26 protein-coding genes and 2 tRNA genes are annotated in these 26,635 nt (G+C 66.5%); 12 read left to right on the plus strand and 16 right to left on the minus strand.

From position 1 onward, the window contains the following. The first annotated feature begins 174 nt into the window (after positions 1 to 174). Positions 175 to 1,419: an MFS transporter gene (locus tag OSH07_RS09355; RefSeq protein WP_266338372.1), complete on the plus strand. Its 1,245-nt coding sequence runs from the start codon at positions 175 to 177 to the stop codon at positions 1,417 to 1,419. A 12-nt stretch (positions 1,420 to 1,431) separates the two neighbouring features. Here the strand turns inward: OSH07_RS09355 and OSH07_RS09360 are convergent, their stop codons facing one another. After that, the gene (locus tag OSH07_RS09360; protein ID WP_266338373.1) at positions 1,432 to 2,337 is read right to left on the minus strand and encodes a trypsin-like serine peptidase; all 906 of its coding nucleotides are present in this window, start codon (positions 2,335 to 2,337) and stop codon (positions 1,432 to 1,434) included. 159 nt (positions 2,338 to 2,496) lie between these two features. On the opposite strand from OSH07_RS09360, the gene OSH07_RS09365 reads away from it, so the two are divergent. Further along, the gene (locus tag OSH07_RS09365; RefSeq protein WP_266338374.1) at positions 2,497 to 3,072 is read left to right on the plus strand and encodes a sterol desaturase family protein; all 576 of its coding nucleotides are present in this window, start codon (positions 2,497 to 2,499) and stop codon (positions 3,070 to 3,072) included. Positions 3,073 to 3,105: 33 nt separating this feature from the next. On the opposite strand, the gene OSH07_RS09370 is transcribed toward OSH07_RS09365, so the two are convergent. Further along, the gene (locus tag OSH07_RS09370) at positions 3,106 to 3,390 is read right to left on the minus strand and encodes a DNA-binding protein (protein ID WP_266338375.1); all 285 of its coding nucleotides are present in this window, start codon (positions 3,388 to 3,390) and stop codon (positions 3,106 to 3,108) included. A 145-nt stretch (positions 3,391 to 3,535) separates the two neighbouring features. On the opposite strand from OSH07_RS09370, the gene OSH07_RS09375 reads away from it, so the two are divergent. Further along, entirely contained in the window at positions 3,536 to 3,859 is a 324-nt protein-coding gene (locus OSH07_RS09375) for an XRE family transcriptional regulator (protein WP_266338376.1), read from the plus strand. Between the two features lie 65 nt (positions 3,860 to 3,924). Here the strand turns inward: OSH07_RS09375 and OSH07_RS09380 are convergent. Together OSH07_RS09380 and OSH07_RS09385 are read right to left on the minus strand one after the other, a co-directional pair. Then, positions 3,925 to 4,000: transfer RNA gene (locus OSH07_RS09380), tRNA-Lys, on the minus strand. Between the two features lie 59 nt (positions 4,001 to 4,059). Continuing rightward, positions 4,060 to 4,135, minus strand: a tRNA-Lys gene (locus OSH07_RS09385). 225 nt (positions 4,136 to 4,360) lie between these two features. Here OSH07_RS09385 and OSH07_RS09390 point away from each other — a divergent pair. Then, on the plus strand, positions 4,361 to 6,568 hold the full coding sequence (locus OSH07_RS09390; protein ID WP_266338377.1) for an esterase-like activity of phytase family protein: 2,208 nt from the start codon (positions 4,361 to 4,363) through the stop codon (positions 6,566 to 6,568). 531 nt (positions 6,569 to 7,099) lie between these two features. Here the strand turns inward: OSH07_RS09390 and OSH07_RS09395 are convergent. Further along, positions 7,100 to 8,668, minus strand: coding sequence for a 2-isopropylmalate synthase (locus tag OSH07_RS09395; RefSeq protein ID WP_266338378.1), 1,569 nt, complete (start codon positions 8,666 to 8,668; stop codon positions 7,100 to 7,102). A gap of 394 nt (positions 8,669 to 9,062) precedes the next feature. Here OSH07_RS09395 and OSH07_RS09400 point away from each other — a divergent pair, with 394 nt between their 5' ends. Beyond that, on the plus strand, positions 9,063 to 10,151 hold the full coding sequence (locus OSH07_RS09400) for a glycosyltransferase (RefSeq protein WP_266338379.1): 1,089 nt from the start codon (positions 9,063 to 9,065) through the stop codon (positions 10,149 to 10,151). Positions 10,152 to 10,292: 141 nt separating this feature from the next. Here OSH07_RS09400 and OSH07_RS09405 read toward each other — a convergent pair whose 3' ends face one another. Continuing rightward, complete coding sequence (locus OSH07_RS09405) at positions 10,293 to 11,198, minus strand: PhzF family phenazine biosynthesis protein (RefSeq protein WP_266338380.1); 906 nt, start codon at positions 11,196 to 11,198, stop codon at positions 10,293 to 10,295. A 187-nt stretch (positions 11,199 to 11,385) separates the two neighbouring features. Here OSH07_RS09405 and OSH07_RS09410 point away from each other — a divergent pair, with 187 nt between their 5' ends. After that, on the plus strand, positions 11,386 to 11,751 hold the full coding sequence (locus OSH07_RS09410; RefSeq protein WP_266338381.1) for a BA14K family protein: 366 nt from the start codon (positions 11,386 to 11,388) through the stop codon (positions 11,749 to 11,751). Between the two features lie 106 nt (positions 11,752 to 11,857). Here OSH07_RS09410 and OSH07_RS09415 read toward each other — a convergent pair whose 3' ends face one another. Next, positions 11,858 to 12,883 (minus strand): hydroxyacid dehydrogenase, encoded by a 1,026-nt coding sequence (locus OSH07_RS09415; RefSeq protein WP_266338382.1) that lies wholly within the window; start codon positions 12,881 to 12,883, stop codon positions 11,858 to 11,860. Positions 12,884 to 13,224: 341 nt separating this feature from the next. Here OSH07_RS09415 and OSH07_RS09420 point away from each other — a divergent pair, with 341 nt between their 5' ends. Beyond that, positions 13,225 to 13,590, plus strand: a complete 366-nt coding sequence (locus tag OSH07_RS09420; protein ID WP_336800520.1) for a BA14K family protein — start codon at positions 13,225 to 13,227, stop codon at positions 13,588 to 13,590. Positions 13,591 to 13,808: 218 nt separating this feature from the next. Here OSH07_RS09420 and ilvC read toward each other — a convergent pair whose 3' ends face one another. Both ilvC and OSH07_RS09435 read right to left on the minus strand, forming a co-directional pair. Then, complete coding sequence (gene ilvC, locus OSH07_RS09430) at positions 13,809 to 14,828, minus strand: ketol-acid reductoisomerase (protein WP_266338383.1); 1,020 nt, start codon at positions 14,826 to 14,828, stop codon at positions 13,809 to 13,811. Between the two features lie 13 nt (positions 14,829 to 14,841). Further along, the gene (locus tag OSH07_RS09435) at positions 14,842 to 15,528 is read right to left on the minus strand and encodes a TetR/AcrR family transcriptional regulator C-terminal domain-containing protein (protein WP_266338384.1); all 687 of its coding nucleotides are present in this window, start codon (positions 15,526 to 15,528) and stop codon (positions 14,842 to 14,844) included. A 375-nt stretch (positions 15,529 to 15,903) separates the two neighbouring features. Between OSH07_RS09435 and OSH07_RS09440 the strand changes: the two genes are divergently transcribed. Then, a complete protein-coding gene (locus OSH07_RS09440; RefSeq protein ID WP_266338385.1) occupies positions 15,904 to 16,950 on the plus strand; it encodes an LLM class flavin-dependent oxidoreductase in 1,047 nt (348 codons plus the stop codon). A gap of 29 nt (positions 16,951 to 16,979) precedes the next feature. On the opposite strand, the gene OSH07_RS09445 is transcribed toward OSH07_RS09440, so the two are convergent. Beyond that, complete coding sequence (locus tag OSH07_RS09445; RefSeq protein WP_266338386.1) at positions 16,980 to 17,459, minus strand: cupin domain-containing protein; 480 nt, start codon at positions 17,457 to 17,459, stop codon at positions 16,980 to 16,982. Positions 17,460 to 17,522: 63 nt separating this feature from the next. On the opposite strand from OSH07_RS09445, the gene OSH07_RS09450 reads away from it, so the two are divergent. After that, positions 17,523 to 17,987 (plus strand): MarR family winged helix-turn-helix transcriptional regulator, encoded by a 465-nt coding sequence (locus tag OSH07_RS09450; protein ID WP_266338387.1) that lies wholly within the window; start codon positions 17,523 to 17,525, stop codon positions 17,985 to 17,987. Between the two features lie 46 nt (positions 17,988 to 18,033). On the opposite strand, the gene ilvN is transcribed toward OSH07_RS09450, so the two are convergent. Beyond that, complete coding sequence (ilvN, locus tag OSH07_RS09455) at positions 18,034 to 18,573, minus strand: acetolactate synthase small subunit (RefSeq protein ID WP_029076140.1); 540 nt, start codon at positions 18,571 to 18,573, stop codon at positions 18,034 to 18,036. Positions 18,574 to 18,754: 181 nt separating this feature from the next. After that, entirely contained in the window at positions 18,755 to 20,521 is a 1,767-nt protein-coding gene (locus OSH07_RS09460; RefSeq protein WP_266338388.1) for an acetolactate synthase 3 large subunit, read from the minus strand. A gap of 940 nt (positions 20,522 to 21,461) precedes the next feature. On the opposite strand from OSH07_RS09460, the gene OSH07_RS09465 reads away from it, so the two are divergent. Next, a complete protein-coding gene (locus OSH07_RS09465; RefSeq protein ID WP_266338389.1) occupies positions 21,462 to 22,220 on the plus strand; it encodes a hypothetical protein in 759 nt (252 codons plus the stop codon). 184 nt (positions 22,221 to 22,404) lie between these two features. Here the strand turns inward: OSH07_RS09465 and OSH07_RS09470 are convergent, their stop codons facing one another. From OSH07_RS09470 to OSH07_RS09485, 4 genes are all read right to left on the minus strand, one after another. Then, complete coding sequence (locus tag OSH07_RS09470; protein WP_266338390.1) at positions 22,405 to 22,953, minus strand: hypothetical protein; 549 nt, start codon at positions 22,951 to 22,953, stop codon at positions 22,405 to 22,407. Then, positions 22,947 to 23,327 (minus strand): hypothetical protein, encoded by a 381-nt coding sequence (locus OSH07_RS09475; RefSeq protein WP_266338391.1) that lies wholly within the window; start codon positions 23,325 to 23,327, stop codon positions 22,947 to 22,949. The genes OSH07_RS09470 and OSH07_RS09475 overlap by 7 nt, the downstream gene beginning before the upstream one ends. A 357-nt stretch (positions 23,328 to 23,684) precedes the next feature. Next, positions 23,685 to 24,668, minus strand: a complete 984-nt coding sequence (locus tag OSH07_RS09480) for a DMT family transporter (protein ID WP_266338392.1) — start codon at positions 24,666 to 24,668, stop codon at positions 23,685 to 23,687. A gap of 239 nt (positions 24,669 to 24,907) precedes the next feature. Continuing rightward, positions 24,908 to 25,510: a hypothetical protein gene (locus tag OSH07_RS09485; protein WP_266338393.1), complete on the minus strand. Its 603-nt coding sequence runs from the start codon at positions 25,508 to 25,510 to the stop codon at positions 24,908 to 24,910. Positions 25,511 to 25,648: 138 nt separating this feature from the next. Here OSH07_RS09485 and OSH07_RS09490 point away from each other — a divergent pair, with 138 nt between their 5' ends. Both OSH07_RS09490 and map read left to right on the plus strand, forming a co-directional pair. Next, entirely contained in the window at positions 25,649 to 25,861 is a 213-nt protein-coding gene (locus tag OSH07_RS09490; RefSeq protein WP_266338394.1) for a ParD-like family protein, read from the plus strand. Beyond that, positions 25,858 to 26,628, plus strand: a complete 771-nt coding sequence (gene map, locus OSH07_RS09495) for a type I methionyl aminopeptidase (RefSeq protein WP_266338395.1) — start codon at positions 25,858 to 25,860, stop codon at positions 26,626 to 26,628. Before OSH07_RS09490 ends, map begins: the two co-directional genes overlap by 4 nt. Positions 26,629 to 26,635 lie beyond the last annotated feature (7 nt).

Raw genomic sequence — 26,635 nt, forward strand, 5'->3', positions numbered from 1 at the left:
GGACGGACCTCGCAGGCCCCTGCGGATCCGTCCATTCCGGACGAAACACCAACTACGGCCTTCCCAAGCGTCGCCCTGGCGGCCGCCGGCTTCAGCCGCCGCGCATGGCATTCCTGCACTATCGCCCCGCCAGCGCTTGCGGTAGCAGACGCATCCCTTTCGATGGATCGCGTCATGAACCGCCCTGATTCTCCCGCCGGCGAAGGCCCCTCGTCGCGCGAACGCATGCTGGCCTGCCTCGTCGTCGTCGTCGGCACGCTGGCAACCATGGTTTCGATCGACCTGGTGCTGCCGGCTATCCCGACGTTGCCGTCGCTGCTCGGCGGCGACCCGCAAGCGGCGCAATATGTGCTGGCGACCTATATGGGCGGCTCCAGCATCGGCCTGGTGCTGTTCGGGGCCATCGCCCACCGCTTCGACGCGCGGCTGCTGCTCGCCGGCTCGCTGCTCGCCTATGCGATCGTCTCGGCGCTGGCCGCGCTCGCGACCGACATCTGGACGCTGAACGCCATCCGTATCGTGCAGGGCGCGACCTCGGCCGGCGCCGCCGTGCTGCCGGCGCCGATGCTGCGCCGCCTGTTCACCGATACCGGCGCGGTGCGCGCCATCTCGGTGATCGGCAGCATCCAGTCGCTGGTGCCCGGCCTCGCGCCGCTGATCGGCGCATGGCTGCTGCATGTCTCCGGCTGGCAGGCCTCGTTCATCGTGCCAGCGGTGCTCGGCGCGCTTGTCGCGGCCGTCATCTTCATCAAGCCGTCGCTGCTGCCGGCCAACCAGCCGATCGAGGCCGGCCAGACGCGCGGCGGCTATCTCGCCCTGCTGCGCAACAAGCGCTATCTGCGCTATGCGCTCAGCCATTCGCTGATCCTCGGCGGCCTGATCACCTTCGTGTTCAGCGCCCCCTACATCATGGTCGAGACCATGGGCGGCACGGTCGAGGGCTTCGTCTTCTTCCAGCTGCTCTCGGTCGCGATGTTCGTGGTGACGTCGAACCTCGCCGGCATCTTCGTCGAGCGCTGGGGACCGGAGCGGCTGGTGACGATCGGCACGCTGATGGTCGGCGCCTCCGCGCTCGCCCTGCTTGCCTATGCCTTCGCCGGCGGCTCCAGCATCGTCGTCCTGCTGTTCATCATGCTGCCCGTCTCCGGCGGGCTGGGGCTTCGCGGCGGCGTCGGCTTCGTCAAGTCGCTCGCCGCCTCCGCGCCGGACGAGGGCCGCGGCTCGGCGGCGCTGATGCTGGCGATCACGCTGCTGCCGACGATCGGCACGGCGCTGGTCGCGCCGTTCATCCAGTTCGGCCTGCCGGCGCTCGCGGTCGCCTTCGCGGTGATCACGCTGCCGGCGGTGGCGGCGATCTACTGGCTGCCCCGCTTCGAGGGCGAGACCGCAAGCAGCACCACCGCCGTCCATTTCGGCTAGGCCAGATCCGCGTCAGGAGCCGCCAGCGGCCATCGCCCGTCCGGCGGCGAGGATGGCGGCGTCGGTGCCGAGCGCCGTGGTGACGCTGCCGCCCTTCTCGCTATAGGGCGCGCCCTTGTAGCGCGGATCGCGCCAGGGGCCGGTGGTGATGGTGATGCCCCGAAACACCAGCTCGCCATTGACGCGCGAAAGATTCATGCCACCCGACGAAGCGCCGGTCGCATCGCAATCCGTCCGGAAGAACGAGGTTTTCGCCGCCGAGCGCGATTTGTCGATGGCGCGACGGACCTCGCAGCCCTGCGCGACGGGAACGTCGCGATCGACTTCCTTCTCCATCTCGGCCGGATGCGCGGTGATGACGATCAGCTTGTCGCCATTCTGCACCGGCACGTCCGGGGCGACCCGGAACGGCACGGCGCCCTCCAGCGGCTCGACCAGGCGGACGATGGCATAGTCGTTGTTCGAGCCCGCCTTCGGCTTCTTCGAGCCGAAATGCGTCTTGTCGTCGACGACGAGATCGATCATCGGCCCGTCGACGCTCTGTGGGCGGAAGAAGCATTTCCAGCGCCGCTTGCCCGAAGGCTCGAAGAAGACATGCGCCGCCGTCAGGATCTGCTGGTTGGTCAGGAACAGCGCGGCCGAACCGACCGAGGGCGACGGCGACAGGCAGCCGACATAGCCCGACACGCTGCGGATGCGCGCGATCTCGCCGCGCGACAGGCCGAGCGACGGCCCGATCGCCAGGAGCGAATCACGGTCGTCCCTGCCGTCGATAATGTTGACCCGCTCGACGGGCGGCAGGCGCGACGCACGGGCGAAATCGGCAAGCCCGATCGCCTGCGGCAGATCGATGGCGTGGGCGGCGGCGGGAAGGAGCAGGGAAAGGCAAAATATGAGGATACGCATGGCGTCGACCATGCCATGCCGCCGTCATCCCGTCACCCGTCTCTGCAACCCGGACGGGTCGCGCGAACATATTTGGTCGCAGCCCCGGATCACCACTTGTAGTCCTGCCACTAAGCTGGCTCAATTCATCGTGACGCTCTTCTAGACGTGTATCCAGACCAGGTTGTCGAAATGCAGTTGAGACCCGTCACCTACTACTCCGACTTCGTCGTCTACCCCGTCACACTCACCGCGCTGGTTGTAGCCGCCGTGCTCTGGCAGGGGCACATCAATCCGCTGGTCTGGATCGCCGCCTATGCCTTTGGCCTCTGCGTCTGGACGCTGGCCGAATACCTGATCCATCGCGGCATCCTGCACAATGTCGTCTATTTCAGGGATCTGCACGACAGGCATCACGCCGCGCCGACCGACCTGATCGGCACGCCGGTCTGGCTGAGCTTCCTGGTTCTCGCCGCGGTCGTGTTCTGGCCGAGCTGGTATCTGTTCGGTTTCGGCGTCGCGAGCGGTTTCACCGCCGGCGTCACGACCGGCTATGTCAGCTACAGCTTCGTCCATCATGTGCTGCACCACTGGCACCCGGCGCCCGGCAGCTATCTCTACAGGATCAAGCGGCGCCACGCCCTGCACCACCACAACGACGTCGAGGGCAATTTCGGCGTTACTACGCTGTTCTGGGACCACGTGTTCGGCACGGCGCTCTCCGAGCGCCCCGGCCAGGCAGCCCGCGCCCGGCGCCGGTCGCAATAGATCCAGCCCAACTCCCGAGGCGAGGGATCTCGCTCACCCGTCGTTGGCGGAGCTCAGTTCCTCGGGCCGGGTGCCTTCGTCCGCCTGCGCCCGGCGGAGCCGCACGCCGGGGCCGCCCTCGACCATCTGGCCATCGTCCTCGAAGATCACGCCGGCGCCATGCAGCGCGTCGCGCAGCGCGGCATAGACGCCGTGCGGCAGGATCTCGCCGCGGTCGAAGCGCTGCAGGGCCTCGAGCGGCACGCCCGCCTCGCGGGCCAGATCCTCGGGAAGCCAGCCAAGCCCTGCCAGGGCCATTCTGCATTGAACGACATTCATGTCCGTGCACCACCCAAATCCAATCGGTTCCAATAGAGCACCTGAGCGTGCCCCCGGCAACGGCCGGCCGCGCCGATGGCGCCGCGCGGGAATTGCGCGCCCCGCGTCGAGGCCGCATGATCGGCGCCGGACCAGGGAGAACAGCATGACGGAACCGACGCGGCTGACGGGCCGCATGGTGGCGGCGGCGCGGGCGCTCGCCGGGATCAGCCTCGAGGATCTCGCCGCCGCGGCCGGCCTCGGCCTCGAGACGACCCGCCTCGCCGAGAACAGCGGCAGCGCTCCCCTCGCCTCGCCGGACCAGGCGGCAGCGATCGGCGCCGCGCTGGAACATTTCGGTGTTCTGATACTGGAGGAAGCGGGCGGCCTCGGCGCCGGCGTGCGGCTGAAATTCACCCGCCTCGACGTGAAGCAGATCGCCCGACTGGAAGGCGAAGGCGGCCCGGCCGGCGACGACGACGTGCCCTGACCGGATGGGGGCCTGAAAACAACAAGGCCGCCGGTCAACTCAATGACCGACGGCCTCGTCGAATTTGGTGGGTGCACTAGGGATCGAACCTAGGACAAGCTGATTAAGAGTCAGCTGCTCTACCAACTGAGCTATGCACCCATTCGCGGAAACGACGGAGCGAAAGAAACCAGGCTCCACGACCAGCGAATGATCGAATTTGGTGGGTGCACTAGGGATCGAACCTAGGACAAGCTGATTAAGAGTCAGCTGCTCTACCAACTGAGCTATGCACCCATGTTCGTCGGCGCTTCGGTGTGGACCGTGGCGCCCCGGAACGAGGCGGTATGTAGCAAAGCGCCCCCGGCCTGTCCAGCCACGCATTCACGGGATTGTGGAAATCTTCGTGAGCGGGGCAGCAAGCCCGTCGAAACCGTCATTTCCCCGTCATGCGCGGCCGGTCTATTGCCGGCAATCCACGGCGTCCCTGCCACGGACCGCTCTGAAATGATTGAGGAAACTATGCTCAAGCCGATCCTGCGCAGCGCGCTGGCCGCCACGCTTCTCGCTGGCACCGCCCTCGCCTCGAATGCCGCCGAGCACTTCAACCGCCTCGCGACCTTCCACGTCGTCGACAACCTGCCTGCGGATGCCGACGCCGCGAAGAAGACCGTCGCCGAGATCATCACGGCGACCGCCGACGGCAAGACGCTGGTCTATACCGACAGCCCCGGCGAGCGGATCGGCCTGATCGACATCACGGATCCGAAGGCGCCGAAGCCCGCCGGCACGGTGGCGCTCGGTGGCGAACCGACCTCGACGGTCGTGGCCGGCGGCATCGCGCTCGTTGGCGTCGTCACGTCGAAGTCGAAGAGCGAGCCCTCGGGCCATCTCGCCATCGTCGACCTCGCAACCAAGACGGTGAAGGCGACCTGCGACCTCGGCGGCCAGCCGGATTCGCTCGCCAGGAGCCCGGACGGCAAGTTCCTCGCCATCGCGATCGAGAACGAGCGCGACGAGGAGATCAACGAAGGCGCCATCCCGCAGCTTCCCGGTGGCAACCTGACCAGCTTCGCCATCGGTGCTGACGGTTCCGTCGATTGCGCCACCAAGACGGTGATCGACGTCACCGGCCTCGCCGCGATCGCCCCGACCGATCCCGAGCCGGAATTCGTCGACATCAACGACAGGAACCAGGTCGTTCTCACCCTGCAGGAGAACAACCACATCGTCATCGCCGACCTCGCCACCGGCAAGGTCGTCAACCACTTCCCGGCCGGCACGGTCGACCTCGACGGCATCGACGTCAAGAAGGACGGCGTGATCGACCTCTCCGGCAAGATGGAGAACGTCGCCCGCGAGCCGGACGGCGTGCAGTGGATCGACGACACGCGCTTCTTCACCTCGAACGAGGGCGACTGGAAGGGCGGCTCGCGCGGCTTCTCGATCTTCAACGTCGACGGCACGCTCGAATATGACAGTGGCACCGCGTTCGAATACGAGACCGTCCGCCTCGGCCACTATCCGGAAAAGCGCAACAAGAAGGGCAATGAGCCGGAAGGCGCCGAAGTCGGCACCTTCGGTTCCGAAAAGCTGATCTTCGTCGGTTCCGAGCGCGCTTCCCTCGTCGGCGTCTACAAGGACGAAGGCGCCGGCAAGGCCCCGACCCTGCTGCAGGCGCTGCCGGGCGGCATCGGTCCGGAAGGCCTGCTCGCCATCCCGTCGCGCAACCTGTTCGTCACCGCCGCCGAGAACGACCTGCGCGAGGACGGCCTGATCGGCTCCGTCGTGACGATCTATGAGCGCTCCGACGCCCCGGCCGCCTACCCGACCATCGTCTCGGCCGACAAGAACGGCAAGCCGATCGGCTGGGCCGCCCTCTCGGGCACCGTCGCCGACGCAAAGGAAGCCGGCAAGCTCTACGCCGTCATCGACAGCGCCCAGTCGATCGGCCGCATCCTCACCATCGACGCCACCAAGACCCCGGCCGTCATCACCGACGAGATGACCGTCACCAAGGACGGCAAGCCGGTCGAACTGCTCGACCTCGAGGGCATCGCGCTTTCGAGCGACGGCGGCTTCTGGCTCGCCTCGGAAGGCAATCCCGAGCGCGAGAAGAACAAGACGCAGTCGTCGCTCGTCCGCGTCGACGCCAAGGGCGTCGTGCAGGAAGAGATCGCGCTACCGGAAGCGCTGGCCGCGCAGGCCACCCGCTTCGGCTTCGAGGGCGTGACCGTAGTCGGCTCCGGCGCCGACGAGACGGTCTGGATCGCCGTTCAGCGCGAGTGGAAGGACGATCCGAAGGGCTTCACCAAGCTCCTCGCCTATAAGCCCGCCTCGAAGGAATGGGCCGCCGTGCACTACCCGCTCGACAAGGCGGAAAAGGGCTGGGTCGGCCTCTCCGAGCTGACCGCGGTTCCTGGCGGCCTCGTCGCGATCGAACGCGACAACCAGATCGGTCGCGACGCGAAGATCAAGAAGCTCACCTTCATCTCGCTCGACGGCGTCAAGCCGGCCCCGCTCGGCGGCGAACTGCCCAAGGTCGTGAAGAAGGACCTCTACGACCTGCTGCCGGCGCTGCAGGCGACCAATGGCTACGTGCTCGACAAGATCGAGAGCTTCGCCCTCGACGCCGCCGGCAACGGCTATGCGATCACCGACAATGACGGCGTCGACGACCACTCCGGCGAGACGCAGTTCCTGCGCCTGGACGTCTCGCTGCCGAACTAGGCTGCGACTTCAACCGACTATGGACGGCGTCCTGCACCAGCAGGGCGCCGTTTTCGTTTTGGGATGGCAAGAAAGCCCCTCACCCAACCCTCTCCCGCAAGCGGGCGAGGGCTTTTGGGCTCAGCTTGGCTGAACGTCCTCTCCAGCGCGCCTCAGGAGGTGCTGCAGGACCGAACCAACCTCAACCGTCATCCCTGCGAAAGCAGGGATCCACCGCTGTCGAGAGCGAGGGCATCGCCATACGACGCGCCGGCGACGTCGCATCCCTTCCGACGGCGGTCGGCCAAGCGGGCGCATGGATTCCTGCTTTCGCAGGAATGACGGTGGAGCGTTGGGCGCGTCGAGCCCATGCGCCTGCCGCCTCTCAAGAGCTTCGCTCTCCCTCAAGGAGAGGGACGGCGGAAGGTCGGGCGCGATCGCCCCCTCTACCGCTTGCGGGAGAGGGCCGGGGTGAGGGTCTTTCCTCCCCCAAAAACGAAAACGGCCGCGTCATCGACGCGGCCGTTTGAACTTCGGAGAACCAGAACCCGATCAGGCGCTAACGGCCTGGGCGTGCTGGCGCTGGCGCTTCACCATCAGCTTGTTCAGCGACGACAGATACGCCTTGGCCGAGGCAACCATGGTGTCGGGATCGGCGCCACGGCCGGTGACCGACTTGCCGTCCTCCTCGAGGCGGACCGAGACCTCGGCCTGCGCGTCGGTGCCTTCGGTGACCGCGTGCACCTGGTAGAGCGACAGCGTCGCGTCATGCGGCACGATCGCCTTGATCGCGTTGAAGATCGCGTCGACCGGGCCGTTGCCGGAAACTTCCTTGGTGACGTGCGTGCCTTCGACGTCGAGGCTGATGATCGCCTTGGCGGCGCCGCCGGTGCCGGCGATGACCGTCAGCGACAACAGGCGGATCGATTCGGCGGCCGAAGCGACCTCGTCGCCGATCAGCGCCTCGATGTCTTCGTCATAGACGTGCTTCTTGCGGTCGGCGAGGTCCTTGAAGCGCTTGAAGGCGTCTTCCAGCTGGTTGTCGCCGACCTCGTAGCCCAGTTCCTTCAGCTTGGAGCGGAAGGCATGGCGGCCAGAGTGCTTGCCCATGACCAGCGAGGTCGCCTTCACGCCGACGCTCTCCGGCGTCATGATCTCGTAGGTCTCGGCGTTCTTCAGCATGCCGTCCTGGTGGATGCCGCTCTCATGCGCGAAAGCGTTCCGGCCGACGATCGCCTTGTTGTACTGGACCGGGAACGCCGAGACGTTGGAGACGAGCTTCGAGGCACGGGTCAGCATGGTGGCGTCGATGCGGCTGTCATACGGCATGACATCGCGGCGGGTGCGGATCGCCATGACGATCTCTTCCAGCGCGGCGTTGCCGGCGCGCTCGCCGAGGCCGTTGATCGTGCATTCAATCTGGCGCGCGCCGCCGGCGATGCCGGCCAGCGAGTTGGCGACGGCGAGGCCCAGATCGTTGTGGCAATGGGTCGAGAAGATCGCCTTGTCGGAATCCGGCACGCGCTCGATCACCTGGCGGAACATCGCCGCATATTCTTCCGGCACGGCATAGCCGACCGTATCGGGCAGGTTGATCGTCGTCGCGCCGGCCTTGATGGCGGCGTCGACGCAGCGAACCAGGTATTCGATCGGCGTGCGGGTGGCGTCCATCGCCGACCACTCGACGTCCTCGACCAGGTTACGCGCCTGGGCGACGGTGGCCGAGATGATGTCGAGCACCTGCTCCTCGGTCTTGCGCATCTGGTGGGCCAGATGGATCGGCGAGGTCGAGACGAAGGTATGGATGCGCGAACGCTTGGCGACGCGCACCGCTTCGCCGGCGCGGATGATGTCGCCGGAAATGGCGCGGGCCAGGCCGGCGATGGTGACGCCGTCACCGGCGCGCTTGGCGATCTCGTGCACGGCCTCGAAATCGCCCTGGCTGGCGATCGGGAAACCGGCCTCGATGATGTCGACGCCCATGTCTTCCAGCAACTCGGCGACTTCGAGCTTTTCCTCGAAGGTCATCGAGGCGCCGGGGCACTGCTCGCCGTCGCGCAACGTCGTATCGAAGATGACGATCCGGTCCTTGGACGAGGACGAGGTGGCATTCGCGGTCATTATGGTCTTCCTTATCGGGTGCCCGGCGCGCGGATGGCGACCAGGGCATGAATGGCGGAGGTCTTCGCTTTCATTCCCCTGAGTGCCCGCCCGTCACGGGGCAGCCGACGCTCAGGGGCGTCTAAGGAGAAGCAGACCACGAAGAGCGGACATGGCACGGCCGGTCGCGTCAGACGCAACCTGGAACCCGGAACCATGAATCGAAAAGAGCAGCACGCTCTCGCCCTCGTTGACATTCCGCCGGACCGCGCGGCGTCACGCCGGGATCAGACTGGAAGACCCATAGCAAAGGACCCCCACCCGAAGCAAGGCGGCAATCGGGCCTTCGCCGTTTCTGTTGCATCGCGATTTCGCCGGTTGCTATAGACCACGCGAACGAGAGGATCGGGCGAGCATGACCGTCGACATTGCCGGAGCGAGCGGCGGCAGCAAGCTGCGCATCCTCGACATCAACACGCGCCTGTTCCTGAACGCGGCGCCCGACCAGACCGACTTCTTCTGGGCCGCGCGCAAACCGGGCGGCTCGCAGGCGCCGCTTTTCGGCCCCCGCGCCTTCTTCCGCACGCTGGAAAAGCTGCGCGACGGCGACTATGACCTCGTCGTCGTCGACGGCCCGACGCTTCCGGCCTGGCATCCGCGCACCTGGCTGACGGCCCTGCGCGACTATCACGTCCGCGCGCCGAAGGCGCTGTTCGCCATTGCCGCGGCGCGGCTGATGCACCGCTTCCACGACGTGCCGGTGGCGGTGATCGACATCAACGATTCGTTCGGCATCGGCGCCCACAATTTCGGCCTGATCGACCGCTGCCACAGCTATTTCAAGCGCGAGCTGACCGCCGACAAGTGGCAGGTGTTCTTCAAGTCGAGCCACTGGGACCTGCCCGGCCGGCGCTGGCGGCTGAAGAAGAGCTCGCAGCGGCGGATCCGCAAGCTCAGGCCGATCCATCTCGGCTATCCGCGCAAGCCGACCGCCGAGCCAACGACGATGAAGACCTCCGACGTCTTCTTCGCCGGCGACACCCACCCGAACAGCACCGTCCGCAGCGACGGCATCGAGGAATTGCTGGCGCTGCGCAACGAGGGCTACGTCATCGACGTGCCGGACAGCCCGCTCGACCGCAACACCTTCTACCAGCGCCTCGCCTCGGCGCGGCTAGCCTGGTCGCCGATGGGCTATGGCTGGGATTGCTATCGCCACTACGAGGCGAGCGAACTCGGCACCGTGCCAGTGATGAACTATCCGACGATCTACCAGCACAAGCCGTTCCGCAACGGCGAGCACTGCTTCTACTATTCGCCCGAGCCGGGCGGCCTGTCGCGCGCCGTGCGCGGCGCGTTGCAGGACCCGGACCGCCTCGCCGGCATGGCGATCGCCGCCCGCGCCTACACGCTGGAGCACCACACGCTCCGCGCCCGCGCCGAATACGTCGTCGCCACGGTGCTGGGACGCTCGCTGGACGGCGCCCCGGCACGCGTGGAGTAGGCAGCAAGCAAGCCCCTCACCCAACCCTCTCCCGCAAGCGGGCGAGGGCTTTTACGCCCGCGTGGCGGAGACGGCGAGGCTAGGTGCCTCCTACCCCCTCGCCCGCTTGCGGGAGAGGGTTGGGGTGAGGGTCTAATCTCCTTAGATATCCAGCGTGCCGCGGGCGATCAGCACGGCGTCGCCGCCGATGCGGCTTGCTTTGAGGGCGTGATTCTCGACGTCGACCTCGAGCGAGATCAGGCTCGGCCGGTGGATCTCGAAACCCTGCTCGATGACGAAGCGATGGGTGCCGGAGGGAAGCTGGTCGAAGGCGGCGACCGCGCCGGCGAAGGCGGCGGCGGCCGAGCCCGTCGCCGGATCCTCGATGATCCCCTCGCCCAGCCAGAACATGCGGGCGTGGAAATGATGGTCCTTCGTCGTCGTTTCGCGCGTGTAGAGGTAGACGCTGCCGACGCCGGCCGGCAGCGCGTTGCTCCAATGCTGGATCAGGGGCCGGGCGCGGGCGATCGCCGCGAGATCGCGCACCGGCACCATGAGGTAGGGAACGCCGGCCGAATAGAGGGACGGACGGTGATTCTCGCAGCCGAGCTGCGACGGCTCCAGCCCGAGCATCGCCGCCAGCGCCGCGTCGTCAATCTCCGCCTCGATCGGCTCCGACTGGCGCGGCACGTCGAAGATGGCGTGGCCGGCCTTGCCGGAATGAAGCGCGACGGCGCAGCGAATGTCGCCGATCTTCTCCTCGACGACGAAGACCGAATCCTGGCCGGCGGCCGAGTCGCCGAATGTCTCCAGGGCCAGCAGCACGGCGGTGCCGACCGTGGGATGGCCGGCGAACGGCATCTCATAGGCAGGGCAGAAGATGCGCAGGTTGGCGCGGTGTCCCGGCTGGACCGGCGGCAGCACGAACACCGTCTCGGCCAGATTGAACTCGCGCGTGATCGCCTGCATGCGCTCGTCGCTCAGCCCTTCGGCATCCAGAACGACGGCGAGCTGGTTGCCGGCGAGCGGCTGCTTGGTGAAGACGTCGAGAAGAGCATAGCGGCGCATCGAGGCTGCCTCGCGGATCGAATTGGGAGGGACCCTTCTCATAGCACGAGACGCGTGCGCGGCGCCGTTGTGATGGCGATCATAGCGTTGGAAGGGGCCGCGTAAGATGAATGACCCATTCAGCGGGCATTCAGCTGGGCGGCACTAGAAAGGCTCCCAACAGGCCCACCCACCCAGGGAGTCGAACATGAAGAAGATCGCTGCCGCCGCCCTTGCCACCCTGATCGGCATCACCGCCGTCGTCGGCACGGCCGAGACCGCTTCCGCCGAGAATGGCCGCAACGCCGCGCTCGCGGCGGGCGCCGCGGTCGGTCTCGGTGTCGGCGCCCTGCTCGCCGCGCCGCGCTATGACGATGGCTACGAGGTCGCCCCTCCCCGCTACGCCGCCCCTGTCTATGACGACGGCTACCGCGCACCGCCGCGCCGCGTCGTCCGCGCCAATTGGCGCGCCCACACCGACTGGTGCTACGACAATTACCGCTCCTATGATGAGCGCACCGACACATTCATCGGCCGCGATGGCAACGCCTATCGCTGCCGCGGCTCTTACTAGGAAGCCACAATCGGCTCGCCTGCCCCCCAGGGCGAGCCGAACCCTCTCGAACTGACCTCCCATGACAGACGACCCGCCGATCCCCCTTCGGCGGGTCGTCCGCTTTTTACGTGACGCTGACCGGCTTCGAGCGCAGGCGGCTCGCCAGCGCCGGATCGGCGCGACGGCAGAGCTGCGGCGGCAGGCCGCGCAGGATCAGTTCGGCATCGGCGACGGCCATGCGGCCGATCGAGAACAGCGCGTCGACCGTGCCGCCGGTGCGATGGGCGGAAAGCAGGAGGCCCTCCATCTTCCGCACCGGGTCGTCGGCCGGCACCGGCTCTTCCGGAAACACGTCGACCGCCGCACGGATATGGCCGGAGCGGACCGCGTCGAGCATGGCCGGGAAATCGACCACCGCCGCGCGGCTCATCAGCAGGAAGGCGGCGCCCTTCTTCATCAGCGCGAATTCGCGGCTCCCGAGAAAACCCTGATTCTCGCCCGTCACCGCCGCGAAGACGAACACGACCTGGCTGGTCGAGAGCAACTCGTCGAGCGAGGCCGGCTGGCAATCGTGGCGCTCGATGATCTCGTCCGGCAGCCAGGGATCGAACACCTTCACCTTGTTCCGGAACGGACGGATATAGTCGCGCAGCGTCTTGCCGAGATCGCCGAGACCGATGATGCCGACCGGCGCGCCATGGAAGCGGAACGTCTCGGTGTTGGCGGCGAGACCATATTGCTCGGCGCCGGTGCGGAAATCGCGGTCGGCGGCGGTGATCCCGCGGGCGAGATCGATCGCCATGCCGATGGCGGCCTCCGCAACCGGGGCGGCGAAGGCGGAGCCGGGCGTCAGCACCCAGATGCCACGTTCCTGGCAGGCCTGGTAGTCGATGTTGGGCAGGAAGTTGGTCTCCACATTGATGACCCCCTTCAGCTTCCTCGCCCGGTCGAGCCGCTCGCGCGGCAGCGCCGTCTGGCCGAAGATCAGCACCGTCTCCGGCAGCAGGTCGTCGACTTCGGCGTCCGACATCGGCGCGTCTTCCGAGATCACCAGCCGGCCCAGCTTTTCAAGCCGCGCGCGGACATCCGGCTCCATGATCAGGTCGAGCGTCCGCGGCAGCGGATCGACCAGAATGATTCCTTCAGACAAGTCCGTTTCCTCCCGTTCTTGTTGGCGGCCAACCTAGAGCGTTTTCGAGCGGAGTGGCTACCGGTTCGCGGGAAGAAAACGCGACAGGGTCCGGGGCGGCCCGTTCCATCCAGCGCCCGGGCGGCCACCGCCGCCGGCCGGCGCGCCACGCGCCGCCCGCATTCCGCAGCGGCATGCAACGTGAATACCTTTATTCTTGGTTTATATCTGGTTAATTCAACAACAGCGGCACCACCCAAGGTAGTTCTGCAACCCAAGACTGAATTGCTTCAGTCATAGTTTTGCCCCGATGCGGCGGGATATTCACGCCATCTCAGGCTTCACGAACAGGAGGCTTCGCGATGAGAAGCTTCGTTACCGCGTCGCTCGCCGGCGTCCTTGGCATCCTTGCGGTCACGGCAACCGTGACGACCGCTTCCGCCGATGGCTGGCATGGCGGCCCGCGCTACTATGGCCACTATCACCGCGACAATAGCGGCGCCGTCATCGGCGGCCTCGCCGCCGGCACGCTGCTCGGCCTCGGCATCGGCGCCATGGCTTCGCAGCCGCGCGCCTACGCCTACGACTACGAGGTTCCGCCGCCGCGCGGCGCCGCCTGGCGCGCCCATGTCGATTACTGCCTCGACCGCTATCGCAGCTACAGCCCCGAGACCGATACGTTCATCGGCGCCGACGGCTACGAATATCGCTGCCGCGGCTCCTACTGAGCCAGCCGGCGCGAGCCAAACAAGAAAAAGCCCCGCGGGATCGCTCCCGCGGGGCTTTTTGTTTCGAAGGCCAGAAGGCCCCTCACCCAACCCTCTCCCGCAAGCGGGCGAGGGCTTTTCTTCCTCCGCGCGGGCCAGCGGTTTCAACCGGTCATGCGTGTCCCCTCTCCCGCATGCGGGAGAGGGCCGGGGTGAGGGTCTTCCGAAGACCGAACTGATTAGTTGCGGGCCTTGTCGACCAGCTTGTTCTTGCCGATCCAGGGCATCATCTCGCGCAGCTTGGCGCCGACGGCCTCGATCTGGTGCGCGTCGTTGTTGCGGCGGATCGCCTTGAAGCGAGCGGCGCCGGCGCGGTATTCCTGCATCCAGTCGGAGGTGAACTTGCCGGACTGGATGTCGTTCAGGACGCGCTTCATCTCGGCCTTGGTCTCGGCGGTGACGATGCGCGGGCCGGTGACGTACTCGCCCCACTCGGCGGTGTTCGAGATCGAGTAGTTCATGTTGGCGATGCCGCCCTCATAGATGAGGTCGACGATCAGCTTCACTTCGTGCAGGCACTCGAAATAGGCCATTTCCGGCGCGTAGCCAGCCTCGACCAGCGTCTCGAAGCCGGCGCGGATCAGCTCGACCAGACCGCCGCAGAGGACAGCCTGCTCGCCGAACAGGTCGGTCTCGCACTCTTCCTTGAAGGTGGTCTCGATGATGCCCGAACGGCCGCCGCCAACGCCGCAGGCGTAGGAGAGCGCCAGGTCGAGCGCGTTGCCCGAAGCGTCCTGCGCGATCGCGACCAGGCACGGCACGCCGCCGCCCTTCTGGTATTCGCCGCGGACGGTGTGGCCCGGGCCCTTCGGGGCGATCATGACGACGTCGACGGTCGACTTCGGCTCGATCAGGCCGAAATGGACGTTGAGGCCGTGCGCGAAGGCGATCGCGGCGCCGTCACGGATGTTCGGGGCGATCTCGTCCTTGTAGATGTCGGCCTGCAGCTCGTCGGGAGCGGCCATCATCATCAGGTCGGCCCAGGCGGCGGCCTCGGCGACCGTCTTGACCTGGAAGCCGTCAGCCTCGGCCTTCTTGGCCGTCGCCGAACCGGGGCGCAGCGCGATCGCCACGTCCTTGGCGCCCGAATCCTTGAGGTTCAACGCATGGGCGCGGCCCTGCGAGCCGTAGCCGATGATCGCGACCTTCTTGGACTTGATCAGGTTGAGATCGGCATCGCGATCGTAATAAACGCGCATAGGATGTTCCTTTCTATCCCGTCCGTTCGTTTCCCGCGCCGGTCCTCTCTGGGGCCGGTCCGGTATTCTCTTCCGTGCCAAAAAGCCGGAAAAACTGGTCGACCGCCTGCGCCGCCCGCTTCGACGGCTCCTCGCCGTCGAGGCTGTCGCCGAGCAGCAGGCGCACATGCATGTCGCGCACGATCAGGCCGTACAGCGTGCGATAGGCCTCGCGCGTGTCGGCGAAGTCAAGCAGGCCTTCGCGACGGCCGCTTTCGAGCAGCGCCGACAGCCGCGTCTCGATCGGCCGGCGGCCATGCTCGCGCAGCAGCTGGCCGAGATCGGCCTCGCCGCGCCGCGCCTGGCCGATCGCCAGCCGGTTCAGCGCCAGCGACACGTCACCGGCGAGCACCTTCAGGAGATTGGCGCCGATGCCGGCCAGCTGGGCGGCGAGCGCCGCCCTGCCCCGCGCGCCCGACGCCGCCGGCTCGGCCTTCACCTTGCTCGACTGGAAGGTGATCATCGCCGCCAGCAGCCCGTCGCGATCGCCGAACCACTTGTAGAGGCTTTCCTTCGAACAGTTCGCCGCCCGCGCCACGCCGGCCGTCGTCAACGCCCGCTCGCCACCCTCGACCAGAAGCCCGAGCGCGCTTTCCAGCACCGCGTTCTGGCGCGGGGAAAGGGCCTCGTTGCCGGTTGCGATTGCGGGGGTGGAAGCCAAGCGGAAACGGTCCTCGTCTGCGATCGGTCGGCGCCCAGCCGAAGCGGGCCGCGCATTTCTGGCGCCCACCTCATGCTGCAGTGCAGCGTACCGTACGGTACGGTTCCGGTGAGATAGCGGATGCCCCCGGCCCGGTCAAGGCGGTTCGTCGGGCAAGCGCGGAAATCGACCGCGGAAATCCGCCGATCGCCGGCCTCGATCGCGGCGCCGCATCGCCGGCGCGAATCCTCCGCCCCGTCCGGCGCCTTCGGCCTGTAAGCCGGCAGCACCACGCTCGCCGGCAAGACGTGGCACAAGACGTGGCAATTGCCGCGCGGAGACTTATCTTGTGCCCGACTCGCGGCGCCAGTGCAGCGCCGCCCAAGGAGAACTCCCGTGAAGAAGAAAATCGGCTTCCTGTCCTTCGGCCATTACCAGCCGGCCCGCGGCTCGCAGGCGCGCACGGCGCAGGACGCGCTGATCCAGTCGATCGAGCTCGCCGTCGCGGCCGAGGAGATCGGCATCGACGGCGCCTTCTTCCGCGTCCATCACTTCGCGCCGCAGGCGGCCTCGCCCTTCCCCGTGCTGGCGGCGATCGCGGCGCGCACGAAGCGCATCGAGTTCGGCACCGGCGTCGTCGACATGCGCTACGAGAATCCGCTCTACATGGCCGAGGAGGCCGCCGCCACCGACCTGATCGGCCATGGCCGGCTGCAGCTCGGCATCAGCCGTGGCTCGCCGGAGCCGGCGGAGCGCGGCTGGGAATCCTTCGGCTTCGATTCGGGCGACGACCCGAGCGGCGCCACGCTCGCCCGCTACCACACCGAGGTGTTTCGCGCCGCCATCAACGGCGCCGGCGTCGCCCGCGCCGACCCGCGCATGACGCGCTCGAGCGGCGCGCTGGCGATCCAGCCGCAGTCGCCCGGCCTTTCCGAGCGGATCTGGTGGGGCGCCGGCACGCGCCAGACGGCGGTGTGGACGGCCGAGCAGGGCATGAACCTGATGAGCTCGACGCTGCTCACCGAGGATACCGGCGTGCCGTTCAGCGAGCTGCAGGCCGAGCAGATCCGCCTCTACCGCGAGGCCTGGACCAAGGCCGGCCATCAGCGCGCGCCGCGCGTCTCCGTCTCGCGCAGCGTCATGCCGATCACCGACGACATCGACCGCATGTATTTCGGCGCCCGCGACGGCTCGGACCAGGACCAGGTCGGCTGGCTCGACGGCCGCATCTCGCGCTTCGGCAAGAGCTATACCGGCGAGCCGGACGTGATCGCGGCGGAGCTTGCCAAGGACGAGGCGGTGCGCGACGCCGACACGCTGCTCCTGACCGTGCCGAACCAGCTCGGCGTCGAATACAACGCCAAGATGCTGAAGACGATCGCCGACCATGTGGCGCCGGCGATCGGCTGGAAGCGCGAGGAAGTGGAACTCGCGACGGCGTGACGCGATAACCCGCGGCGCTGCCGGCGACCTCAGGTCTTCGGCGGCGCTGCGGGTGTCAGGCCATGCCGGCGCATGATTTCGAGCATCCGGGCGCGGTCTGGCGGGCCGCCCGCAGCCTCGTTGATCACCGCGAAGGTCTCGCGGAAGTAGTCCGGCCCGATCGCCGCGGGCGTGATCACGCAGAGCGCCTTCGCGTCCACATTTCCCTTGTTGTCAAACCGATGCACCGCGCCGCGCGGGATGCAGAGCACGTCGCCTGGCCCGAGTTCAACGGTCGCGCCATCGACCGTCCAGCGGAGCACGCCCTCCAGGCCATAGATCGTCTCTTCATAGTGATCATGGCTATGCGCGGGCGCCGGGAGCCCTTCCGAACACGGCACCATCAGCTCGAAGGTCGCGACGCTACCGTTCGAGCTTTCGCCGGTCAGCAGGAAGCGGATGGCGAGACCCTTCGTGGCTATGATTTCCTCGGCCGGATTGATGCGAGGACCGGTGTCAGGTGCTGGCAATTGGGACCCTCCTTCGGTAAACTTAATTTACTCATATTGGTAAACTCCATTTACTGAAAGTCAATGGCCACAATGCTTGTCGAAGACACTTCCGCGCGACTGGAGGATCCGCTGATCGGCGCCCTGCTGCGCGCCCCGGCGCAGGCGATCCACCGTCGGGTGATCCGCGAACTCAACGACGCCGGGTTTGATGAACTGCGCCTGCCGCATATCCCGGTGCTGCAATATCCGGGGCCGGATGGCGTCCGCCCGGCGGCGCTGGCCGAGCGCACCGGCATGAGCAAGCAGGCGATCAACCAGCTGCTGCGAAGTCTTGAAGGGTCGGGCTACCTGGTCCGCTCGGATGTCGCGGGCGAGGCCGGCGCGCGGGTGATCCGCTTCACGGAGCGCGGCCACGCCGCCTTCCGGCGCATCGTCGAGATCCAGCATGCGGTCGAGCGCGACTGGCGCGCCGAACTCGGCGCGGAGGATTTCGCGACGCTCAAGCGACTGCTGACGCAGGCCTGGGCCAACCCGAAGCTGGGCTAGCCCCAGAAAGGCGCCCCGGCCCGGCGGGCCAGGGCGATGTCGCGGCTCAGGTCGCGGCCGGGCCGCGCGTGATGGCGGCGACGCCGGTGCGCGAGACTTCGACGAGGCCGAGCGGCTGCATCAGCAGGATGAACTGGTCGAGCTTGTCGGTGCGGCCGGTCAGCTCGAACACGAAGCTCTCCGTCGTCGCGTCGATGACGCGGGCGCGGAACGCGTCGGCGAGCCGGAGCGCCTCGACGCGGTCGTCGCCGGCGCCGCGCACCTTGATCAGCAGCAGCTCGCGCTCGATCGCCTTGCCGGTGACGGTCAGGTCGATGACCCGGTGCACCGGCACCATGCGCTCCAGCTGCGCCTTGATCTGCTCGATCACCTGGGCCGAGCCGGTGGTAACGACGGTGATGCGCGAGCGATGCTTCTCGTGCTCGGTTTCCGAGACGGTCAGGCTCTCGATGTTGTAGCCGCGCCCCGAGAACAGGCCGATGACGCGGGCTAGGACGCCCGGTTCGTTGTCGACGAGCACCGAAAGCGTGTGCTGCTCGGTCTTATCCTTGCCTTCCTTGATCGCGTAGACGGATCCGGGCTGCATTTTGTTCTCCGCTCTTCTTTTTCTGTCGGTCCGGGACGAAGCAGGCCCCTCACCCAGCCCTCTCCCGCAAGCGGGCGAGGGCTATTCCGCCGGCGCCCGTCATCGACCCGGAGGCCGATCGGCAAGCGCCCCCTCGCCCGCTTGCGGGAGAGGGTCGGGGTGAGGGTCTGCCTGACCAGCCCTAGACCAGCGCCTTGCCGGCCGCGTCGATTGCGTTGGCGATGACTTCGTCGGTCGCCTCTTCCGGCAGCAGCATCTCGTTATGCGCCTTGCCCGACGGGATCATCGGGAAGCAGTTGGCGAGATTGGCCACGCGGCAGTCGAACAGCACCGGCCCCTTGGCCGCGATCATAGCGTCGATCGCCTCCGGCAGCTCCGACGCCTTCTCGCAGCGCATGCCGATCGCACCATAGGCTTCCGCCAGCTTGACGAAATCGGGCAGCGAATCCGTGTAGGAGTGCGACAGGCGATTGCCGTGCAGCAGCTGCTGCCACTGGCGCACCATGCCCATGTACTGGTTGTTCAGGATGAACACCTTGACCGGCAGCTCGTGCTGGATCGCCGTCGACAGCTCCTGGATGTTCATCAGGATCGAGGCGTCGCCGGCGATGTCGATGCAGAGCGCGTCGCGATGCGCCGCCTGCGCGCCGATCGCCGCCGGCAGGCCGTAGCCCATCGTGCCGAGGCCGCCCGAGGTCATCCAGCGGTTCGGCTCGTCGAAGCCGAAATACTGCGCCGCCCACATCTGGTGCTGGCCGACTTCCGTCGAGACGTAGACGTCCTTGCCCAGCGTCCGCTCGTGGAGCGTGCGGATGGCGTATTGCGGCAGGATCGTCTCGCTGTTCTGGCGGAAGCCGAGGCTGTTGCGGGCGCGCCAGCGGTCGATCTCGCCCCACCAGCTCTTCAGCGCCGCCTTGTCGGCCTTGTGGCCGGCCGATTTCCAGGCCGCCAGCATCGCCTTCAGCACATGCGCGACGTCGCCGACGATGCCGATGTCGACACGGACGTTCTTGTTGATCGAGGACGGATCGATGTCGATGTGGATCTTCTTCGAGCCGGGCGAGAACGCGTCGAGGCGGCCGGTGATGCGGTCGTCGAAGCGCGCGCCGATGTTCACCATGACGTCGCAATCGTGCATGGCGTTGTTGGCTTCATAGGTGCCGTGCATGCCGAGCATGCCGAGCCACTGCTTGTCCGACGCCGGATAGGCGCCGAGGCCCATCAGCGTCGACGTGATCGGGAAGCCGGTCAGCTGGACCAGCTCGCGCAGCAGCGCCGACGCCTCGGGGCCGGAATTGATGACGCCGCCGCCGGTATAGAAGATCGGCTTCTTCGCCTTGGCGATCATCTCGACCGCGGCCTGGATCGCCGCCGGGTCGCCCTCGACCTGCGGGCGATAGGTCTTGTGCTCGACATGGCTCGGCCCCTCATAGGTGCCGGTGGCGAACTGGACGTCCTTCGGGATGTCGACGACGACCGGGCCGGGACGGCCGGAGCGCGCGACATAGAAGGCCTCGTGCAGGATGCGGCCGAGGTCGTTGACGTCCTTGACCAGCCAGTTGTGCTTGGTGCAGGGGCGCGTGATGCCGACGGTGTCAGCCTCCTGGAAGGCGTCGGAGCCGATCAGGTGCGTCGCGACCTGGCCGGTGATGCAGACCATCGGGATCGAATCCATCAGCGCGTCGGTCAGCGGCGTCACCATGTTGGTGGCGCCGGGGCCGGAGGTGACGAGCGCGACGCCGACCTTGCCGGTCGAGCGCGCATAGCCTTCGGCCGAGTGGCCGGCTCCGCCTTCCTGGCGGACGAGGATGTGCTGGACCTTGTCCTGCTGGAACAGCTCGTCATAGATCGGCAGTACCGCGCCGCCGGGATAGCCGAAGAGGTGCTCCACGCCCTGGTCGATCAATGCCTGAACGACCATCTCTGCGCCGGTCATCTGCCGTGTCATCGTCTGCTCCGTCCGCGGACCGCTTCGCCGGGTCCGCCTTTTTCTGTCAGTTCCATCAAGCCAATAAAAAAGGCCCTCTCGGGGCCCATTTTCGCGCACTACCTATCGTGACGGCTTCAGGCCATCAGGCAGTGCGCTCTCTAAGTACAATAACGTCACGGCGGATCATGTCCGGCCCCTTCGATTGGAATTGGCCGGAACATGGCGCAGGTCCGCGAGGCCGTCAACCCCCGGAAAAGAAAATTGCGCAAAAGGGGGGTGCAGATTGTCGGAAATTAGGGAAGGAAAGAGCTAGGCGCATCTGCGACCCATCTATTCGACCACCGATTGACAGCACTCAAATTGAAATGCGCGAATTCAGAACGTGCATAGCTTGATGCCCACCCTAACGTGTGGGTAAGCTACATATCCATGACGCAACTTCCAGCATCCATTGCAGAACTTGTTTGCGCTCCCAAGTCATTGCCATTTCGGCCAACCTGGGATGATAACTCCGACCCCTATTATCTTACTTTTCATATCCCGCTGATATCAGAGGATAGAGCAGTAGGCGGCTTTGAACTGCGGGCGAAAGTTTCCAAGCGGTTCATTGACAGTGACGCCATATTCCAACTCGAATACGCACCAGCTGGTCGCAAGGGGATAGGCCTATCGCGCTGCTGCTGGCGCCCAATGAACACTCATACCAACAAATCTTGGGGCCCGCCGGGATACGAATTCGCCAGGTTCGTCAGAATGAGCCATCAGCATCTGTTTGAGGATAACTGGCTGCCTCATGAGAAGCGTATGCGGAATGGCAATTTGCCTGGCGCCAGACCGATTAGCCCTGATCTATCAACGCTTTCCGAATTCATTGCATTCTGTGGAGAATGCTTTAAAATCAATAACATAGGAATGATCGACACCCCGGTTCGCACTGCCGACTTGTTTTGGACATCAGATGGTTGATTTCATTGGAAAGCCAAGTTCCGACGGCATCGACGCTGCTATTCGCAGCCTGATTTCTGTTGAGCATTTTGCGGCCGGCTCGCTCGTAACGATGCCCGTCCTCTATCCTAGTGGCTCCTCCGTTGTTCTAGAGATCACGGTTCAAACTGGTAGGTGCTTCGTCACGGACCGTGGTGCTGGACGCCTTGAAGCGGAACTAATGGGGATCTCTCCACGGGCTTTCAACAGAGAGGCGAGTAGAGTCGCTGACGACGCCGGTATTCAGTTCAATGGACACGACATGTTCGTTGCGGAAGTCGGAATGGATTCTCTTGCCGGTGCGATGGAGGTGGTAGCGAGCAGTTCACAGACGGCGGTCGCACTGAGTTCTATGCGGATATCAGATAAAGTAGAGCGCGACGCGAAAGAACTTCTTTTTGAACGCCTGAGTGAAGTCTATCCAACTCATGAAGTGATCCGCGACGCCGAATTCATCGGATCATCCAATCATACATGGAAAATCGCAGCGCTGGTTCGCGCCTCATCTCAAACCGCGACCTTTGAAGCCGTCACCAAGAACTACAACTCGATAGTTGGCGCAGCAGCGAAATTTCACGATATTGCTAGACTTGAACACAGCCCCCGCAGGATAGCAGTGGTTGCCAGCCTAGCTGAACTTGGTGATTACATTGGCGTAATTGCGCCAGCCACGACATCGATCATCGAGCTAAGCGCGAGCAGAAAGAGATTCGAAGAATCTATTGCTGCTTGATCGACCTCGATTTTTGATTTTCCTATCTCACGCTACTCGCCCCCCACCGCAAGCGCGCTTCTGCGCCTGCGATGGGGGCGTCCGGCGGATCTAGGGGCGGAACCGCCGAACCCGTCGAGACTTTGGCCCAAGGCCGACTGCTCATCCGGAAGCGGGACGCACAGGGCGCACGAGCAAAAGCCCCCTACTCCACCATCAGCTTGCGCAGGCGTGGGGCGAGCGGGCGGACGATGTCGGCGTAGGGCTCGCCCTCGACACGCATCGCCTCCAGCCGCGAAACGCCCTCGTCGACGAATTCGAGCATGACGCGGCGCTGCTCGGCGGTGAGCGAGCCGCGGTTTTCCGCATTGGCGCGCAGCGTCGCCAGCATGGCGCGGAACTCGTCCTCCGGCAGCGCCGCGATATAGCCGGTGACGGTGGCGCCGAGCGCCGCCTTCCAGCTGTCCTGGTTGAAGCCGGCGCGGCTGATGCGCCGCCGGCTCTGCGCGTCCGCCTCGAACCAGTCGTCGGCGGCGGTCTCGTCGAAGGCGAGCTTGCCGAATTCCGGCTCCAGCGCCTGCACCAGCTTCACGACGACGACCGCTTCCTGCTTGGTCAGCGCATAGGCCGGCGGCCCGAGCATCAGGAGGCCGAGGCAGGGCAGGACGCGGATCGCCCGGATGGTGGAGCGGCTGAGCCGCACCGCGAGGCGAAAACGGGCCGGGTTGGCCCGGCGAAGCGCGGCGCTCAGCATGATTGCCTCATCTCGGCCTGCGCCTTGCCGCTCGCCTGCTGCTGCACGATCGAGCCGCCGACCGAGGCGGCCTGCGCGGCGACCATCCCGCCGGTTCCGGCGAAGCCGCCGAGGCCGCCTGCCATGGACAAGACGCCGCCAAGCATGGCGGCCTGCATCTGGCTGTCGGCGGCCTTCTTCGCCGCCTCGGCGCAGCGCGTCGCCTGGCTCTGCGCCTGCTGCGCCACCTGCGCCGGCTGTCCCGCCGCCTTGCCCGTCGTCTTCCCGGCCGCGACCGTCTTGCCCGCCGGGGCCGGCGCCACCGACGCCTGCTGCGCCGTCTGGCTGCATCCGGCCGCAAGCAGCCCGAGCGCCAGGATCCAAATCGTCTTCATTTCCCATCTTCCGCTTTCCAGCTGCGGACAGCGGGCCGCCGGGAGACTGGGCCGAAGCCCTGCCCGGACGCGGTTCCGGCGCACCGCCCGTCGCGGTGTCGCCGGCGCTGCTCGCGCGCATCGCCACGAAGCCCCCACCCCGTGAAGCCCGGCCGGCCTTGGCCGTCGGGCGGGACCGGATCTAGGACGTCGGCGCGAAGGCGTCTTGGCAGGGAGCGAACGGACACGGCCCCGAGCGAACAAACGCGGGAAAATTCGATCGGAAACGAAGGAAAAACGAACGAAACGCGCCCGGAACGCCGCGCCGCTGGCTGGAAACGGCGGCGCGCCCCGGGCGTCGAGGTTCGAACGAAGGCGCTATTCCGCCGGCACCATCCGGCCGGGAAGGCCGGCGGCGGGCGCGGCGTCGGCGACCTCGTGCGGCGGCTCGACGAGGGCCGCCGCCTGCGTACCGGCGGCGACGGAGGGCGGCAGCGGCGTGCCGCGCGTCTTCTCGCGCCAGAGCGTCAGGATGCCGGAGCCGATGATCAGCACGATGCCGACCAGCATCGGCAGCTCCAGGTGGATGTTGAAGACGAAATAGTCGATCGCCACCGCCCAGAGCATCTGGCTGTACTGCGTCGGGCCGATCAGCGCGGCCGGCGCCTTGAACGAGGCATACATCAGCAGCGCGTTGCCGAGCGCGCAGAGCACGCCATAGCCGGCGAGCATCGCCCATTGCGGCGCGGTTGGTGTGGTGAAGCTCGGCAGCATGGCGACGCCGCAGATGGCGAGCGCGCCGAGCACGCCGGCGCCATAGAGCGAGATGTTCTTTTCCAAGGGGCCGGCGGCGCGGAACAGGATGATCGAGATCGCGCCGCCGAGGCCGCCGATGACGGCGCCGAGATGGCCGATCGACAGTTCGCGGAAGCCGGGGCGCAGCACGATCAGCACGCCGATGAAGCCGATGACGACGGCGCTCCAGCGCTTCAGCCCGACCTGCTCCTTCAGGAACACCACCGACATGATGGTGACGAAGGCCGGCAGCAGGAAGATCAGCGCGAAGGCCTCCGCCATCGAGAGATGCGAGAAGGCGGTGACGCTGCCGATGACGGCGAGGCCGTTCGAGACGAATCGGATCAGCCAGAGCGGCCGGCTGGTAGTGCGGAAGATGTCGATCCAGCGATCCTCCGCCTTCTTCAGGAAGGGAATCGCCAGCAGGCCGAAGATGGCGCCAAAGAAACCGACCTCATAGGGCGGGATATGGCCGCCGAGCAGCTTGACGCTGGCATCGCTGAACGAGAAGGCCGCGAAAGCGGCGAAGCCGAGAAGAAGGCCCTTGAGGACCGGATCAGACTGCACGGGAGAGGCCTTTGCAGGAATATCTTGGGGTGACGATTTCTTGGGGTGACGATGCGGCGGTCCGATTTCGCCGGTCGCCCCTCCCCGCGCCCCTCCCAGGTTTTCGCGGGCAGAAAACCCCCAGCTCGCCTGAGGTCCGGGCCATCTGGCCATGCCGGATCCGGATGTAGCAGAAGCGTGCGAAGCCTGCATGACGAAGTGTTGGGCAGATCGTGCCGCGCGACCGGTTTTTCCCCGCCCTAGCGCAGCTCCGCCTCCGGATAGACATGGCTCGCCTGGCAGCGCCGGTCGCCGACGCAAAGGAAGACGATCGTGCCGTCCGGCCAGCAGATGTCCGGCGCGAAACGGGCGGCCGGCACGGCGATGGTGAGCAGGCGAAAAGCGATCACGCCGGAACCGTCCGCCGGCAGCGCCGCATAGAAGCCCAGGCCGTCGCGGCCGGTCCGCTGGATCGAGCCAGCGAAGAGCGCGCCGCGGCTGATCTCGCCGCCGACGAGGTCGATGCCCGCCTTGCAGATGCGAAAGCCGGGTGGCGCCTCGAACGAGCCGTAGTAGCTGCCGCCGCGCTGGCGCAGCACGCGCGCCGTGCCGCGATAGAGGCCGGTGGCGAACTGGGGCTTCAGGTAGCGCGTCGCGGCCCTGGCGGGATCGGGATCGTCGCCGCAATCATATCCGAGCGCCCGGCAGGCGGCCTCGGCCCGGCCGGGATCGAGCTCGCGCCAGCCCTCGACGCGGATCGTGGCGTCGCCGAGACGGAAATCCTCCAGATAGGCGCGCGCCGCCTCCCCGGCGGAAGCGCCGTGCGCGACGAGAAACAGGAGAAGGCCGATCGAGCACCGCATGTTCGCCCTCGCGCCCATTCTAGCGCGATCCGGCCGCAGACGGCGGTTTCTTTGCCCGCTCTGGGACGGTGGCACCCTTGCCGCCGCCGAAACCGGACTATATAAAACGTATACGATTCATATATTCGGGAGCAACGCATGGGCATCGTCAGCATCGAGGATGAACTGCACGAGCAGCTGCGCCGGGCGAGCAAGGCGTCCTATCGCTCGATCAACGCCCAGGCGGCGTTCTGGATCCGGATCGGCATGCTATGCGAATTGAACCCCGGCATGACCTTCCAGGAACTGGTGGCGCGCGAGCTGAAGGAAGCCGGCGTCGAGACGGGCGCGCTGGCGGCGACGGCGGCATGACGAAGACGCCTGCCGAAATCGAGCTGATGGCGGAGGCGGGCCGACTGCTCGCCTCGGTATTCGCGCATCTCGACGCGCTGCCGCTCGCGGGCATGAGCACGCTGGAGATCAACGACCGCGTCGAGGCGCTGATCGTCGGCAAGCTCGGCGCGCGGCCGGCCAGCAAGGGCCAGTATGGCTACGGCTTCGTCCTGAACAGTTCCCGCAACGAGGTCGTCTGCCACGGCGTGCCGTCGCGCGACGAGATTCTCGCGGACGGCGACATCGTCAATCTCGACATCACGCTGGAAAAGCACGGCTACATCGCCGATTCCAGCAAGACCTACCTGATCGGTGACGTGGCGCCGTCGGCGAAACGGCTCGTCTGCACCGCCTATGAGGCGCTCTGGAAAGGCATCCGCGCCGTTCGCCCGGGTGCGCGGCTCGGCGATGTCGGCCACGCCATCGAACGGCACGCCAAGCGCGGCGGCTATTCGGTGGTGCACGAATACTGCGGTCACGGCATCGGCCGCGAAATGCATGAGGACCCCCAGGTCCTGCATTTCGGCAAGCCGGGAACCGGCACGCGGCTGCGGGAGGGCATGGTGTTCACGATCGAGCCGATGCTGAACCAGGGCCGGCGGACGGTGCGCACCGAGGCGGACGGCTGGACGGTCGTCACGGCAGACGGCAAGCTCTCCGCCCAGTTCGAGCATACGGTCGCCGTCACCGGCAAGGGCGTGCGCGTGCTGACGCTGCGCCCCGGCGAAAAACCACCGGCCGCCTGAGCCGGGC

This window comes from Kaistia nematophila (assembly GCF_026343855.1).
In the GTDB taxonomy this organism is placed as follows: Bacteria; Pseudomonadota; Alphaproteobacteria; order Rhizobiales; family Kaistiaceae; genus Kaistia; species Kaistia nematophila.

Excerpts from the sequence above, each read along its gene's own strand:
- OSH07_RS09355 (WP_266338372.1), top strand. The coding sequence starts at position 175 with ATGAACCGCCCTGATTCTCCCGCCGGCGAAGGCCCCTCGTCGCGCGAA.
- OSH07_RS09360 (WP_266338373.1), bottom strand. The coding sequence starts at position 2,337 with ATGGTCGACGCCATGCGTATCCTCATATTTTGCCTTTCCCTGCTCCTT.
- OSH07_RS09365 (WP_266338374.1), top strand. The coding sequence starts at position 2,497 with ATGCAGTTGAGACCCGTCACCTACTACTCCGACTTCGTCGTCTACCCC.
- OSH07_RS09370 (WP_266338375.1), bottom strand. The coding sequence starts at position 3,390 with ATGAATGTCGTTCAATGCAGAATGGCCCTGGCAGGGCTTGGCTGGCTT.
- OSH07_RS09375 (WP_266338376.1), top strand. The coding sequence starts at position 3,536 with ATGACGGAACCGACGCGGCTGACGGGCCGCATGGTGGCGGCGGCGCGG.
- OSH07_RS09390 (WP_266338377.1), top strand. The coding sequence starts at position 4,361 with ATGCTCAAGCCGATCCTGCGCAGCGCGCTGGCCGCCACGCTTCTCGCT.
- OSH07_RS09395 (WP_266338378.1), bottom strand. The coding sequence starts at position 8,668 with ATGACCGCGAATGCCACCTCGTCCTCGTCCAAGGACCGGATCGTCATC.
- OSH07_RS09400 (WP_266338379.1), top strand. The coding sequence starts at position 9,063 with ATGACCGTCGACATTGCCGGAGCGAGCGGCGGCAGCAAGCTGCGCATC.
- OSH07_RS09405 (WP_266338380.1), bottom strand. The coding sequence starts at position 11,198 with ATGCGCCGCTATGCTCTTCTCGACGTCTTCACCAAGCAGCCGCTCGCC.
- OSH07_RS09410 (WP_266338381.1), top strand. The coding sequence starts at position 11,386 with ATGAAGAAGATCGCTGCCGCCGCCCTTGCCACCCTGATCGGCATCACC.
- OSH07_RS09420 (WP_336800520.1), top strand. The coding sequence starts at position 13,225 with ATGAGAAGCTTCGTTACCGCGTCGCTCGCCGGCGTCCTTGGCATCCTT.
- ilvC (WP_266338383.1), bottom strand. The coding sequence starts at position 14,828 with ATGCGCGTTTATTACGATCGCGATGCCGATCTCAACCTGATCAAGTCC.
- OSH07_RS09450 (WP_266338387.1), top strand. The coding sequence starts at position 17,523 with ATGGCCACAATGCTTGTCGAAGACACTTCCGCGCGACTGGAGGATCCG.
- ilvN (WP_029076140.1), bottom strand. The coding sequence starts at position 18,573 with ATGCAGCCCGGATCCGTCTACGCGATCAAGGAAGGCAAGGATAAGACC.
- OSH07_RS09460 (WP_266338388.1), bottom strand. The coding sequence starts at position 20,521 with ATGACACGGCAGATGACCGGCGCAGAGATGGTCGTTCAGGCATTGATC.
- OSH07_RS09465 (WP_266338389.1), top strand. The coding sequence starts at position 21,462 with ATGGTTGATTTCATTGGAAAGCCAAGTTCCGACGGCATCGACGCTGCT.
- OSH07_RS09470 (WP_266338390.1), bottom strand. The coding sequence starts at position 22,953 with ATGCTGAGCGCCGCGCTTCGCCGGGCCAACCCGGCCCGTTTTCGCCTC.
- OSH07_RS09475 (WP_266338391.1), bottom strand. The coding sequence starts at position 23,327 with ATGAAGACGATTTGGATCCTGGCGCTCGGGCTGCTTGCGGCCGGATGC.
- OSH07_RS09485 (WP_266338393.1), bottom strand. The coding sequence starts at position 25,510 with ATGCGGTGCTCGATCGGCCTTCTCCTGTTTCTCGTCGCGCACGGCGCT.
- OSH07_RS09490 (WP_266338394.1), top strand. The coding sequence starts at position 25,649 with ATGGGCATCGTCAGCATCGAGGATGAACTGCACGAGCAGCTGCGCCGG.
- map (WP_266338395.1), top strand. The coding sequence starts at position 25,858 with ATGACGAAGACGCCTGCCGAAATCGAGCTGATGGCGGAGGCGGGCCGA.